The sequence below is a fragment of the uncultured Streptococcus sp. genome (assembly GCF_963521255.1).
Taxonomy (GTDB): Bacteria; Bacillota; Bacilli; order Lactobacillales; family Streptococcaceae; genus Streptococcus.
The window spans coordinates 55,424-69,643 of sequence record NZ_CAUQTU010000002.1; the positions used below are offsets into that span (position 1 = coordinate 55,424).

A 14,220-nucleotide genomic window follows, 5' to 3' on the forward strand; every position below is an offset into this window, starting at 1 on the left:
AATAAAATGATAGGAGGAACTTTATGGGTCATATTTTCTTTTTTCTAAGTGTCTTTTTGGCAGGGATTCTATCCTTCTTTTCTCCTTGTATCTTACCTTTGTTACCAGTCTATGCAGGTGTCTTGTTGGATGATAAAGATGGTGCTCAGGCTTCTAGTGGCAAATTTTCAATCTCAGTTACCAGTTTATTACGAACTCTGGCCTTTATAGCAGGAATTTCCTTTATCTTTATTTTGCTAGGCTATGGAGCTGGTTTTTTAGGAGATTTGCTTTATGCATCTTGGTTCCAATATGTGACGGGTGCGGTTATCATTCTCTTAGGCTTGCACCAGATGGAGATTCTACACTTTAAGGGGCTTTATAAGGAAAAGAGGTTACAACTGCAAGGACAGGGAAAAAACACCAACGGCTATAGTCAGGCATTTTTATTGGGCTTGACCTTTAGTTTTGCTTGGACGCCTTGTGTGGGGCCGGTTCTGGGCTCTGTTTTGGCCTTGGCAGCTTCAGGTGGCTCAGGTGCTTGGCAGGGAGCTGGTCTCATGTTGATTTACACGCTGGGTTTGGCGCTACCATTTTTGGTTCTAGCTCTAGCCTCTAGCTATGTTTTGAAACATTTTCGAAAACTCCATCCTTATCTAGGAACCCTCAAAAAAGTGGGTGGTTTCCTCATTATCATGATGGGAATCTTGGTGCTTTTGGGAAATGCTTCCATTTTGACTACATTATTTGAATAGAGAGGAAAAAGAAATGAAAAAATGGCAAACATGTCTCCTTGGAGTAGGCTCAATCTGTTGCTTGGCAGCCTGTTCGGCTAAAAACATGTCAGACGAAGCTACTATGAAGGAGCAAACAAAAACAGAACAAGTCAGTTCACAAACTGCGACTAAGGGTCAGGCAGTTGCTGATTTTGAATTGACAGGAGTAGATGGCAAGACCTATCATTTTTCTGATTACAAGGGCAAGAAAGTCTATCTCAAATTCTGGGCTTCTTGGTGTTCCATCTGTCTAGCTAGTCTTCCAGATACCGATGAAATTGCTAAGGATGCTGGTGATGATTATGTGGTCTTGACAGTGGTCTCTCCTGGACACAAGGGGGAACAAGCAGAATCGGACTTTAAGAACTGGTACAAGGGCTTGGATTATAAAAATTTCCCAGTTCTAATTGACCCATCAGGTAAACTTTTAGAAAGTTATGGCGTTCGTTCTTACCCAACTCAAGCCTTTATAGACAAGGAAGGCAAGCTGGTCAAAACGCAACCAGGTTTTATGGATAAGGATATGATTTTAAAGACATTGAAAGAAATGGGGTAGAGAAAGGTCATGAATGATAAAGTAAAATTGTTTGTCTTGGCAGGAATCTTTTTCCTAGCCATAAGCGGTTTCTATTTTCTATTGATGCGAAATGCAGGGCAGACAGATGCCTCGCAAATTGAAAAGGCGGCAGTTAGCCAAGGAGGAAAAACAGTGAAAAAAACAGAAGTTAGCAAAGACGCAGATTTGCACGAAATTTATCTAGCTGGAGGATGTTTCTGGGGAGTTGAGGAATATTTCTCACGCGTTCCCGGAGTGACAGATGCCGTTTCAGGTTATGCTAATGGTAGAGGGGAAACAACCAAGTACGAATTGATTAACCAAACAGGACATGCGGAGACAGTCCATATTACCTATGATGCCAAGCAAATTTCCCTCAAGGAAATCCTGCTTCATTATTTCCGCATTATCAATCCAACCAGCAAAAATAAACAAGGAAATGATGTGGGAACCCAGTACCGTACTGGTGTTTATTACACAGATGACAAGGATTTAGAGGTGATTAACCAAGTCTTTGATGAGGTGGCTAAGAAATACGATCAACCTCTAGCAGTTGAAAAGGAGACCTTGAAGAATTTTGTAGTGGCTGAGGATTACCACCAAGACTATCTCAAGAAAAATCCAAATGGCTACTGCCATATCAATGTCAATCAGGCAGCCTATCCTGTCATCGATGCTAGCAAATATCCCAAACCAAGCGATGAAGAATTGAAAAAGACCCTGTCACCTGAGGAGTATGCAGTTACCCAGAAAAATCAAACAGAACGGGCTTTCTCAAACCGTTACTGGGATAAATTTGAATCTGGTATCTATGTGGATGTGGCAACTGGCGAACCCCTCTTTTCATCAAAGGACAAGTTTGAGTCTGGTTGTGGATGGCCTAGTTTCACCCAACCAATCAGTCCAGATGTTGCTACCTACAAGGAAGATAAGTCTTACAATATGACGCGCATGGAAGTGCGAAGCCGAGTTGGAGATTCTCACCTTGGCCATGTCTTTACGGATGGACCAGAGGACAAGGGTGGCTTGCGCTACTGTATCAATAGTCTCTCTATCCGCTTTATTCCCAAAGATCAAATGGAAGAAAAAGGCTACGCTTATTTACTAGATTATGTCGATTAAGAGGGCTTTCCTAAGCAGTTAGAGGAGAATTTTGCTATACTGATACTAGTAAGTGACAAAGGAGCAGAGCATGACCTACACAATCTTAATCGTAGAAGATGAATATCTGGTAAGACAAGGCTTGACCAAGCTGGTCAATGTCGCAGCCTATGATATGGAAATCATCGGTCAGGCTGAAAATGGAAGACAGGCTTGGGAATTGATACAAAAGCAGGTGCCAGATATCATTTTAACCGATATCAACATGCCTCAGCTAAATGGCATCCAGTTAGCCAGTCTGGTCCGAGAAACCTATCCTCAGGTGCATTTGGTCTTTTTAACAGGTTACGATGATTTTGATTATGCTTTGTCTGCTGTAAAACTCGGTGTGGACGACTACTTGCTCAAGCCCTTTTCTCGACAGGATATCGAGGAAATGCTGGGGAAAATCAAGCAAAAGTTGGATAAGGAAGAAAAGGAAGAGCAGTTACAAGATCTATTGACTGATAAGTTTGAGGGAAATATGGCTCAGAAAATCCAGTCTCATCTGGCTGACAGCCAGTTTAGTTTAAAGTCTTTGGCCAGTGACTTGGGCTTTAGTCCGACTTATCTGAGTTCTTTGATTAAGAAAGAGTTGGGCCTACCTTTTCAGGATTATCTGGTGAGAGAACGTGTCAAACAAGCCAAACTCTTGCTTCTGACAACGGATTTAAAGATTTATGAGATCGCAGAGAAAGTTGGTTTTGAAGATATGAACTATTTTACCCAACGTTTTAAACAGATTGCAGGTGTGACACCTCGTAAGTTTAAGAAGGGGGAAGGTCGATGAAACGTTCTTCTCTCCTAGTCAGAATGGTTATTTCCATCTTTCTGGTCTTTCTCATTCTCCTAGCTTTGGTTGGGACTTTCTACTATCGATCTAGTTCATCAGCCATTGAGGCTAGCATTGAGGGCAATAGCCAGACGACTATCAGTCAAACTAGCCACTTTATCCAGTCTTATATCAAAAAATTAGAAACCACCTCGACTAGTTTGACCCAGCAGACGGATGTCCTATCCTATGCTGAGAATCCCAGTCAAGATCAGGTCAAGGGAATTCGAGATCTGTTTTTGACCATCTTGAAGGCAGATAAGGACTTGAAAGCTGTTGTTCTGGTCACCAAATCCGGTCAGGTCATTTCTACAGATGACAGTGTGCAAATGAAAACCTCCTCTGATATGATGGCTGAGGATTGGTACCAAAAGGCTATTCATCAGGGGGCTAAGCCAGTTTTGACTCCAGCTCGTAAATCAGATAGTCAGTGGGTCATTTCTGTCACTCAAGAACTTGTTGATGTAAAGGGAGCCAATCTGGGTGTGCTTCGTTTGGATATTTCTTATGAAACTCTGGAAGCCTATCTAAATCAACTCCAGTTGGGGCAGCAGGGCTTTGCCTTTATTATCAATGAAAACCATGAATTTGTCTACCATCCTCAACACACAGTTTATAGTTCATCTAGCGAAATGGAGGCTATGAAACCCTATATTGAGACAGGGCAGGGCTATACTCCAGATCACAAATCCTACGTCAGTCAGGAAAAGATAGCAGGAACTGATTGGACGGTGCTTGGCGTGTCTTCGCTGGAGAAGTTAGACCAGGTTCGGAGTCAACTCATATGGACCTTGCTTGGGGCCAGTTTCACATCTCTTCTTGCCTGTCTCTGCTTGGTGTGGTTCAGTCTCAAGCGCTGGATTGCTCCTCTGAAGGATTTGAGAGAAACCATGCTGGAGATTGCTTCTGGTAATCAGAATCTTCGTGCCAGGGAAGTTGGTGCCTATGAATTGAGAGAAGTGACTCGTCAGTTCAATGCCATGCTGGATCAGATTGATCAGTTGATGGCAGCTATTCGCAGGCAGGAAGAAACGACCCGTCAGTACCAACTTCAAGCCCTATCGAGCCAGATTAATCCGCATTTCCTCTATAACACCTTGGACACCATCATCTGGATGGCTGAATTTCAGGATAGTCAGCGTGTGGTTCAGGTGACCAAGTCTTTGGCAACCTATTTCCGCTTGGCGCTCAATCAAGGCAAGGATTTGATTTGCCTGTCTGACGAAATCAATCATGTCCGCCAGTATCTCTTTATCCAGAAACAACGCTATGGAGATAAGCTGGAATATGAGATTGATGAAAATCCTGCCTTTGATAAGCTAGTTTTGCCCAAGTTGGTCTTACAACCTCTGGTAGAAAATGCCCTTTACCATGGCATTAAGGAAAAGGAAGATCAGGGACATATTAGAATTTCTGTTCAGAAACAGGATTCAGGACTAGTCATCCGCATTGAGGATGATGGGGTTGGTTTCCAAGATGCTAGCGATAGTAGTCAAAGTCAACTCAAACGTGGGGGAGTTGGTCTTCAAAATGTTGACCAACGGCTCAAACTTCATTTTGGAGACAATTACCAGATGAAGATTGATTCTACGCCTCCAAAAGGAACGAAAGTGGAAATATACATAAATAGAATAGAAACTAGCTAGAGGCTGGGACAAAAGTCTAACCTTAAATATAAAAAGCGAACAAAACGAGTTATCTGAAACTTAGAATTCTGTTTTGATCGCTTTTTTTGTCTAATCTATTGATTTTAAAATTTTATAATAAAGAATTCCTAAAATAAAAATCTTTTTGTCTCAGCCTCTTTTATGCGTAATTGAGCAAGCTTTCTAGGTTGTCTATCTTGCTAAAACGTAGAAAAAACGATATGATAGATAGTGACAAAAGAGGTATCAAGTATGAAGGAAAAAGACATTCAAAGAGAAACAAGCCAGATTGTAAAAGATGTATTAGAAAAGGCTAATTTGAAGCAGGGATCTATCTTTGTTTTGGGTCTTTCTTCTAGTGAGGTGATAGGTGGTCAGATTGGCAAGGAATCCAGCCAAGAAATTGGGGAAATCATCGTGAAGACCATCCTAGATATCCTAGAGGAAAAAGGAATTCATCTAGCTGTTCAAGGTTGTGAACATGTCAATCGGGCCCTCGTCGTTGAACGTCAGGTAGCGGAGCAGTTTGGTCTGGAAATCGTCAGTGTCCTTCCTACCCTTCATGCAGGAGGTTCAGGTCAGTTGGCAGCCTTCAAGTTTATGCAGGATCCAGTCGAGGTTGAATTTATCAAGGCCCATGCTGGATTGGATATCGGAGACACTGCAATTGGCATGCATGTCAAGCATGTTCAGGTTCCGATTCGCCCTCTTTTGAGAGAGATTGGTCATGCCCACGTAACGGCACTAGCTAGTCGTCCAAAATTAATCGGGGGTGCGCGTGCGCATTATCCACAAGATTCTATCAGAAAGTCGTAAGAATGAAAAAAACAAAACAACAACTAGAAAAAATTACCAAATATTCGATTCGTAAGCTAACTGTTGGGGTAGGTCCTGTAGCTATCGGAGCCTTCCTTTTAGGTGCTAGTACCCTTTCAGTAGATAAGGTTCAAGCCAATGAAGTTGGTGGTGCTCATAGTGTTCATTACCGTTATTTGGCGGAGCAGGAATTGACCGAGTCTGAAAAAACTCTGATTCACCATGAAGTTCCTACAGAATTTCAAGATGATGATATTCTCTATGTAGTTTATCGCAAGAAGGCAACTAACAGTCAACAACTTCCATACACAGGAAGTAAGGAACTAGCTTTGGCAGGTCTTGGCTTGGCAACAGCCTCGCTAGCAGTCTTTTTGGTGTCTAAAAAAGGTCGCAAAGAGGTCCTAGGTGTTCTCTTGATTAGTTCTTTAGGAGCCAGCACTTTTGTACCTTATGGAACATTTGCGTTTGAAAATAAAGAATTGCTTTCTTATAACCAAACTATTTCGGCCACTACACATGAAGATTTAGCCGAAGGGATTATCCATATTGAAGGTTATGAATACATCGGATACTTTAAGGAAGCAGAACTCCATCCATCAAGACCAGTTTCAGCTGAGCAGCCTCAGTTGCCAGTAGAAAATCAAAGTTCAAAAGAAATCGAGAAAACAGAAGTAGTTCAAGAAAGACCTGCTGTTGAAGAAAAACCAGTTTCTGAGCAGCTTCAGACTAGACAGGAAGAGAGCTTGGTAGAGATTCCTTTTGAAACAGTCACAAGTCCAGATGCGAATCTAGCAGAAGGACAAACTCGGATCGTCACAGCTGGAGTAAATGGTCAGCGTCGTCTTGTAACTAAGGTATCGATGGTTAACGGTCAAGAAGTTAGAGAAGTCATCGAAGACCAAGTGGTTCAAAATCCTGTGTCGCAAGTCATTGCAGTCGGAACTAAGAAAGAGGAGCAACCTGTCCCAACTCCAGTACCACAAGCTGAACCAACGCATCAGGTAGCTAAGGGTACGCAAGAGGAAGGTAAGGAAGGTAAGGAAGGTCAGGCTCTAACGCAGCCAACCTTACCAGAGGCTCCAGTTGAAGCAAAAGGTAGCCAAGAGGAAGGCAAAGCAGGACAATCCTTAACACAACCCGCATTGCCAGAAGCTCCAGTTGAAGTAAAAGGAACTCAAGAAGAAGGTAAGGCAGGTCAAGCTTTAACACAACCCGCATTGCCAGAAGCTCTAGTTGAAATGAAGGGTACCCAAGAAGAAGGTAAGGAAGGCCAAGCTCTAACACAAGCTGAATTACCAGAAGCCCAAGTAGAAGTAAAAGGTACTCAAGAAGTAAAAGAAGGTGAGAAGCAAGGAGAAGCTTTAGTACAAGCTGAATTACCAGAGTATAAAGAACCAGTTTCAACAAAGGGAACTCAAGAACCTGGTCAAGAAGGTCAAGCTCTTGTACAAGAAGTCAATCCAGAATATAAAGTAACAACTGGTACAGTTGAGAAGTCTATTGAAAGTGAATTAGATTTCTCAACAGAAGTAGTTCCGGATGATACAAAATATCTGGGTGACGAAGTAGTTGAAAACCCTGGTTCTAAAGGAGTTCAAGTTACGAAAACAACTTACGAAACAGTGGAAGGTGTGGAAACAGACAAAGTCCTTTCTACGACTACAGAAGTGAAAACTCCTGCTGTTCCTAAAGTCGTTAAAAAAGGAACAAAACCAGTTGAAGGAACAGCAGTTGAAACAAGAGAAGAAGTCATTCCTTTTACTACAAAAACAGAAGATGACGACACTTTAAAACGTGGAACAACTAAAGTTACTCAAGAAGGTGTAAACGGTAAGAAACAAATTACTGAAACCTATAAAACGATTCGTGGAGAAAAAACAAATGACGCTCCAATAGTAGAAGAAAAAGTTCTTCAAGCACCTCAAGATAAAATTATTAAGAATGGTACAAAAGGGTTAGAAAAACCAACATTACAATGGGCTAATACTGAAAAAGATGTCTTTAAGAAGAGTGTCACAGCTAGTTATACACTGACTAAACCAGCTGGTGTAGAAATTAAATCAATTAAATTAGCGCTAAAAGATAAAGATGGACAACTTGTTAAAGAAGTAACAGTAGCTGAAAATAATTTAAATGCTACTTTAGATAAATTGAAATATTATCAAGGTTACACCCTATCTACTACAATGGTTTATGATCGTGGAGAAGGCGAAGAAACTGAGAAATTAGAAGATAAACAAATTCAGTTAGACCTTAAAAAAGTTGAAATCAAAAACATTAAAGAAACAAGCTTGATGAGTGTAGACGATGCGGGTGTTGAAACAGATAAGAGTTTATTAACTGAAAAGCCGACAGATGTTTCTCCATTGTATTTACGTGTGACAACTTATGATAACAAAACAACAAGACTTGCGGTAAGTTCAGTTGAAGAAGTTGTTGTTGATGGAAAAACATTGTACAAAGTTGTAGCCAAAGCTCCAGACTTAGTTCAACGTAGAGCTGATGATACACTAAGCGAAGAGTATGTACATTACTTTGAAAAACAAAAGGCACACGAAGGTGATGTTTATTATAGTTTTAATGACTTGGTAACAGCTATGAAAGCTAACCCAAGTGGTACCTTTAAACTTGGTGCAGACCTTAATGCAACTAACGTACCAACTCCAAATAAGGAATATGTACCTGGTAAATTTAGCGGTCACTTAACAAGTGTTGATGGTAAACAATATTCAATCCACAACATGGCACGTCAACTATTTGGTAATATCGAAGGTGGTTCAGTTAAAAATATTAACTTAGCTAACGTTAACATCAATATGCCTTGGATTGAAAACATTTCTGCCCTTGCTAGATCTGTTAAAAATGCTACTGTTGAGAACGTTAAAGTTACTGGTAGCATTCTTGGTAAAGATGGAATCTCTGGTATCACTAATAAGGTAGATATTGGTGGACAACTGACAAATGTTGCCTTTATCGGGAAACTTACTGGTGTTGGTGATAGACCTTGGGGTATGGCTGGTATCGCCGGTGAAGTTTGGAAAGGTAACATTAAGAAAGCTTATGTAGATGCTGATATGGTTGCTAATAAAGCTCGTGCTGGTGGACTTGTTGCTGTTACGGATAACGGTTCTGATCCTAACGGTATTGATAAATATGCTTCTGTACGTAATGCGGTGACTAAAGGTACTATCGATATTAAGAACCCTGTTGAAGTTGGTGGTTTCATCAGTAAAAACTGGACATGGGGTAGAGTTGCAGATACTGTTTCAATGATGAAAGTTAAAAACGGTGAAGAATTCTACGGATCTAGAGATATTGATACTGAAGATGGTTACTATACAAACGATGTACTAGAAAGAAACTTTGTAGTAAAAGATATTAGTACAGGTAGTCGTTCATATAAACGCTCACGCTCTAATAGAATTAAAGAAATTAGTCTTGAAGAAGCAAATAAAAAAATTGAGGCAATGGGTATCACAGCCGATAAATTTGAAATTGCTCCACTTGTGGAAGATAAATTGAATCAAGCCAAACCAAAAGCTGATACGTATAAAGATACTCAAGATTACAATGCAGAACGTGAACTTGCATACCGTAATATCGAAAAACTTCAACCATTCTACAATAAAGAGTGGATTATCAATCAAGGGAATAAGATTCCAGAAGGATCTAAATTATTAACGACTGAAGTATTATCTGTAACTGGTATGAAAGATGGACAATTTGTAACAGACTTGTCAGATGTTGATCACATTATGATTCATTATGCTGATGGTACGAAAGAAGAAAAAACTGTTACGCTCAAAGCCGATTCTAAAGTTCAGCAAGTGCGTGAATATAGCATTGATGGTTTGGGTGACGTAGTTTACACACCAAATATGGTGGTTAAAGATCGTACTCAATTACTAAGTGATGTTAAAGCGAAATTAGATACAATTACTCTTGAATCTCCTGAAGTTCGTGCGATTTCAAATAATGTTCCTGCATTATACCTTGAAGAAAGTTTTGTAGATACAAAAGCAAATCTTGATAAGTTAGTAAAAGCTCTTGTTGAAAATGAAGATCATCAGTTAAATGGTGATGAGGCAGCCATCAAAGCACTTCTTAAGAAAGTAGAAGATAATAAAGCTAAAATTATGATGGCACTGACTTACCTCAATCGTTATTATGGAATTGAATATGGTGACTTGAACATTAAGAATATGATGATGTTTAAACCAGATTTCTATGGCAAGACACCAAGTGTTATTGACAGATTAATTCGAATTGGCTCGCAAGAAAAGAACTTGAAGGGTGATAGAACTCAAGATGCGTACCGTGAAATGATTGCAGGAGATACTGGTAAAGGTGATTTACGTAGTTTCTTAGATTATAATATGCGTCTCTTCACAAATGACACGGATCTTAATGATTGGTTTATTCACTCAGCGAAAAATGTTTATGTTGTAGAACCTGAAACAACGACTGAAGACTTCAAAAACAAACGGCATCGTGTGTTTGACGGTTTAGATAATGATATGCATGCTCGTATGATTCTACCATTGTTGAACTTGAAAAAATCACATATTATCTTGATTTCAACTTATAATACCATGGCATACAGCTCGTTTGAGAAATATGGTAAGAACACTGAAGCTGAACGTGAAGCCTATAAAGTACGCATTCAAGAAGTTGCAAAAGCTCAACAAACATACTTAGACTTCTGGTCACGTCTTGCACTTCCAAATGTTCGTGATCAACTACTTAAGAGCCAAAATATGGTCCCAACACCAGTATGGGATAACCAAGCTTATGCAGGTATTGGTGGAGCTAATCGTATGGGTTATGCTGATGGTGGAAAGGTCGCAACCCCTGTTCGTGAATTATTTGGTCCAACTGGTCGTTGGCATCAAATTGACTGGCGTATGGGAGCTATGGCTAAAATTTACGCTAATCCATATAAAGATGACCAAGTCTACTTTATGGTGACGAATATGTTTGAACCATTTGGTATTTCAGCCTTTACCCATGAAACAACTCACGTAAATGACCGTATGGCCTATCTTGGTGGTAATGGACATCGTCAAGGTACAGATCTTGAAGCGTACGCGCAAGGTATGTTACAAACCCCTGACAGTTCTACTTCTAATGGTGAATATGGTGCTCTTGGTATTAATATGGCTTATCATCGTCAAAATGATGGAAATCAATGGTATAACCCAGATCCTGATAAGTTAAACTCACGTGAAGCGATTGACCATTATATGAAGAATTATAACGAAGCAATGATGATGTTAGACCATCTTGAGGCTGATGCTGTATTACCTCGTATCGCAGGTGATAATAGTAAGTGGTTTAAGAAAATTGATAAAGAGATGCGAACACCTGGTGACAGAAATCAATTACGCGCTCCACACCAATGGGATAAAGTACGCGATTTGACAGACGCTGAAAAAACAATGAGACTTTCCACAATCGATGACCTTGTCGACAATAACTTCATGACGATTCATGGAAATCCTGGAAACAAAGTATTCCATCCGGAAGACTTTGGTACAGCTTATGTCAATGTCAACATGATGGCAGGTATTTACGGTGGTAACACAAGCCAAGGTGCACCTGGTTCATTATCATTTAAACACAATACATTCCGTATGTGGGGTTACTTCGGATATGAGAATGGATTTGTTGGATATGCATCTAGCAAATATCAAGGTGCTGCAAACAGTGAAAATAAAGGTTTACTCGGCGACGACTTCATTATCAAGAAAGTTTCTAATGGAAGATTCACTAACCTTGAAGACTGGAAGAAAGAATGGTTCAGGGAAGTCAAAGCAAAAGCTGACAAAGGATTTACTGCCATTGAGATTGATGGTAAACAAATTACAAATTATGCTGAACTAAAAGTCTTATTTGATAAAGCGGTGGAGGCTGACCTAGCAGGTAGAGGAACAGCTAAAACTGTAGAGCTTAAATCAAAAGTCTTTAAAGCACTTCTTAAGAATACAGACGGATTCTCAGGAAATCTTTTTAAAGCATAGATTGTATTAAATAGATGAGTAAAAAGGTAGATTAAGTTTTTCTTGATCTGCCTTTTTATGCTATACTTAAGGTATGCATAGAAAAACAGTGATTGATTTTAGGGCTTTGGGGGAGAGATACACCTTTACCCAGCCGATTAAAGAGTTGAAAACGAGAAATGTAGCAAAAGTGGCAGATTTGCTGGCACAAGTGGAAAGCTACCAAGAGCAAGGCTATTATGTGGTGGGTTATGTCAGCTACGAGGCTGCACCTGCTTTTGAGGAGAAATTAGCAGTTCACAAGGCTCCTCTACTGGGCGAGTACTTGCTTTACTTTACTGTTCATGATAGGGTAGAAACATCCCCTATTCCTCTGACTTATGATGCGGTTGATTTGCCTTCAAATTGGCAGGAAGTAACATCTGCAGAGGACTATGAAAAGGCGATTGCCCAGATTCATCATCATTTGCGGCAGGGAGACACCTATCAGGTCAACTACACCGTCCAACTCAAGCAAGACTTAAGTGCCAATCCTTTTGCCATCTACAATCGTATGGTGGTAGAGCAGGAGGCGGGCTACAATGCTTATATTGAATATGACGAGATGGCAGTGATTTCCATGAGCCCAGAGCTCTTTTTTGAACAAAATGACCGCGAGTTGACAACGCGACCAATGAAGGGAACGACTCAGCGTGGGGTAACTGACCAAGAAGATTTTGAACAGGCCAGTTGGTTGGAACAGGATCCCAAAAATCGCTCTGAAAATATGATGATTGTGGACCTCTTGCGCAACGATATGAACCGTATTTCTGAGGTGGGGAGTGAGCATGTGGAGCGTCTCTGTCAGGTGGAGCAGTATTCAACGGTTTGGCAGATGACTTCGACTATCAAGAGTAACTTGCGAGAGGATGCGGACCTTGTAGAAATATTCCGTTCTCTCTTTCCTTGTGGATCAATAACAGGAGCTCCGAAAATTGCGACTATGGAAATTATAAAGGACTTGGAGCCACAACCGCGTGGAGTCTACTGCGGAACAATTGGTCTCCTGCTTCCAAATGGACGACGGATTTTTAATGTGGCCATTCGGACTATTCAACTCTACAAGGGGCAAGCTATCTATGGAGTTGGCGGAGGTATTACATGGGATAGTACTTGGGAATCTGAATACCGCGAGGTTCATCAAAAGGCAGCTGTTCTCTATCGTAAACAAGCTCGTTTCAAACTGATTACTACTGGAAAAATCAACCAGAAGAACTTGCTGTTTGCAGAACAACATATAGAAAGGCTGAGAAAAGCAAGTCGATATTTTGCCTTTCCTTATGATGCAGAAGAACTGAGACAAAAGATAGAAGCAGAGTGCCAAGCTTGTGATGTTAATCAAGATTACCGCTTGCGAATCAGTATTAGCAAATCTGGAGAGATAGAAGTTGATCGCCAAGTATTAACACCCCTTAGTCCACATTTCTGCCAGGCGAAACTTTGCCTTCAGGAAGCCAATTTGCAACAAGCCTTTACCTATTTTAAAACGACTTACAGATCGCATTTGAGCCTAGGGGAGCAAGAGATTATTTACCACAATAAGTCTGGAGAACTTCTTGAAACCTCTATCGGAAATTTGGTTCTGAAAATTGCTGGGAAACTCTACACACCGCCTATCAGACTTGGACTCTTGCCAGGAATTTACCGTCAGCATTTGCTGGAAACAGGACAGGTAGAAGAGAAAGTCTTGACCTTGGCAGATTTAGCCCAAGCAGAAGCTATTTACGCCTGTAATGCAGTGAGAGGCTTGTATGAATTAAGCCTTGAGGAGAACTAGATGAAACTGATATTTTTACACGGGTTAGGGCAGTCAGCGGAGAGTTGGAAGGAAGTGCAAGAGTTGCTTGCAGATTATCCCTCTGAAGCCATAGAGTTATTTCCTTCCGGAGTTGCCACCTACCAAGAAGCCAAGGAGCGCATTTATCAGCGCTTAACAGTGGAAACAGAACCTTTTGTCCTAATCGGTTTGTCCTTAGGAGCTGCCCTTGCATTGGAGCTTTCAAGTTATGAGATACCAAATCTTCAATCCTTGGTTTTGTCAGGTTGTCCACTGAAACTAGCGGGTAACATTCCTTTTTATATTCAGTTGCTGATTTTTAAACTACTTCCCAAAAAGGTATTTGAAAAACAGGGAGCAGACAAAGCTTTTATGGTCGGAGTTTCTGAGGAATTGAAGACACTTGATTTAACTGATATATCAAGAACTTGTCCTTATCCAACCTTACTAATTTGTGGTAGCAAAGATAAACCCAATCTTAGTTCTATGAGAAGTCTTCATAAACTAATATCAGAATCCCAATTTCAGATTATACCAGACGGCCCTCATGTCTTGAATAAGGAAAAACCAAAGGAGTTTGTAGAAAAGACCAGAAGTTTTCTTGAATTGTTAAAGTAAGTTTTGTAAAATAATATTGAAATCGATAACATTGTTATAGGA

9 protein-coding genes are annotated in these 14,220 nt (G+C 40.5%); all 9 read left to right on the forward strand.

Annotated features, from left to right (window positions below; translation table 11 throughout):
• The first annotated feature begins 23 nt into the window (after positions 1-23).
• Positions 24-734, forward strand: a complete 711-nt coding sequence (ccdA2, locus tag RWP09_RS02225) for a thiol-disulfide oxidoreductase-associated membrane protein CcdA2 (RefSeq protein WP_314433551.1) — start codon at positions 24-26, stop codon at positions 732-734.
• A gap of 13 nt (positions 735-747) precedes the next feature.
• A complete protein-coding gene (locus RWP09_RS02230; protein ID WP_314433553.1) occupies positions 748-1,311 on the forward strand; it encodes a redoxin family protein in 564 nt (187 codons plus the stop codon).
• A 9-nt stretch (positions 1,312-1,320) separates the two neighbouring features.
• Entirely contained in the window at positions 1,321-2,433 is a 1,113-nt protein-coding gene (gene msrB / locus RWP09_RS02235) for a peptide-methionine (R)-S-oxide reductase MsrB (protein ID WP_314433556.1), read from the forward strand.
• Between the two features lie 70 nt (positions 2,434-2,503).
• Positions 2,504-3,241, forward strand: coding sequence for a response regulator transcription factor (locus RWP09_RS02240; RefSeq protein WP_314433558.1), 738 nt, complete (start codon positions 2,504-2,506; stop codon positions 3,239-3,241).
• Positions 3,238-4,929 carry a sensor histidine kinase gene (locus RWP09_RS02245; RefSeq protein WP_314433561.1) on the forward strand — a complete coding sequence of 564 codons (1,692 nt, stop codon included), beginning with the start codon at positions 3,238-3,240 and terminating at the stop codon, positions 4,927-4,929. Before RWP09_RS02240 ends, RWP09_RS02245 begins: the two co-directional genes overlap by 4 nt.
• A gap of 252 nt (positions 4,930-5,181) precedes the next feature.
• A complete protein-coding gene (locus RWP09_RS02250; RefSeq protein ID WP_000659517.1) occupies positions 5,182-5,745 on the forward strand; it encodes a TIGR01440 family protein in 564 nt (187 codons plus the stop codon).
• A gap of 2 nt (positions 5,746-5,747) precedes the next feature.
• A complete protein-coding gene (locus RWP09_RS02255) occupies positions 5,748-11,765 on the forward strand; it encodes a ZmpA/ZmpB/ZmpC family metallo-endopeptidase (protein WP_314433564.1) in 6,018 nt (2,005 codons plus the stop codon).
• A gap of 73 nt (positions 11,766-11,838) precedes the next feature.
• Positions 11,839-13,560: an aminodeoxychorismate synthase component I gene (gene pabB, locus RWP09_RS02260; protein WP_314433566.1), complete on the forward strand. Its 1,722-nt coding sequence runs from the start codon at positions 11,839-11,841 to the stop codon at positions 13,558-13,560.
• Positions 13,561-14,178: an alpha/beta hydrolase gene (locus RWP09_RS02265; RefSeq protein WP_314433568.1), complete on the forward strand. Its 618-nt coding sequence runs from the start codon at positions 13,561-13,563 to the stop codon at positions 14,176-14,178.
• The last annotated feature ends 42 nt before the right edge of the window (positions 14,179-14,220 follow it).

What these genes read in the sequence shown, in the direction of transcription:
- ccdA2 (WP_314433551.1), top strand. Translation starts at nt 24, where the DNA reads ATGGGTCATATTTTCTTTTTTCTAAGTGTCTTTTTGGCAGGGATTCTA.
- RWP09_RS02265 (WP_314433568.1), top strand. Translation starts at nt 13,561, where the DNA reads ATGAAACTGATATTTTTACACGGGTTAGGGCAGTCAGCGGAGAGTTGG.
- RWP09_RS02250 (WP_000659517.1), top strand. Translation starts at nt 5,182, where the DNA reads ATGAAGGAAAAAGACATTCAAAGAGAAACAAGCCAGATTGTAAAAGAT.
- RWP09_RS02240 (WP_314433558.1), top strand. Translation starts at nt 2,504, where the DNA reads ATGACCTACACAATCTTAATCGTAGAAGATGAATATCTGGTAAGACAA.
- RWP09_RS02245 (WP_314433561.1), top strand. Translation starts at nt 3,238, where the DNA reads ATGAAACGTTCTTCTCTCCTAGTCAGAATGGTTATTTCCATCTTTCTG.
- pabB (WP_314433566.1), top strand. Translation starts at nt 11,839, where the DNA reads ATGCATAGAAAAACAGTGATTGATTTTAGGGCTTTGGGGGAGAGATAC.
- msrB (WP_314433556.1), top strand. Translation starts at nt 1,321, where the DNA reads ATGAATGATAAAGTAAAATTGTTTGTCTTGGCAGGAATCTTTTTCCTA.
- RWP09_RS02230 (WP_314433553.1), top strand. Translation starts at nt 748, where the DNA reads ATGAAAAAATGGCAAACATGTCTCCTTGGAGTAGGCTCAATCTGTTGC.
- RWP09_RS02255 (WP_314433564.1), top strand. Translation starts at nt 5,748, where the DNA reads ATGAAAAAAACAAAACAACAACTAGAAAAAATTACCAAATATTCGATT.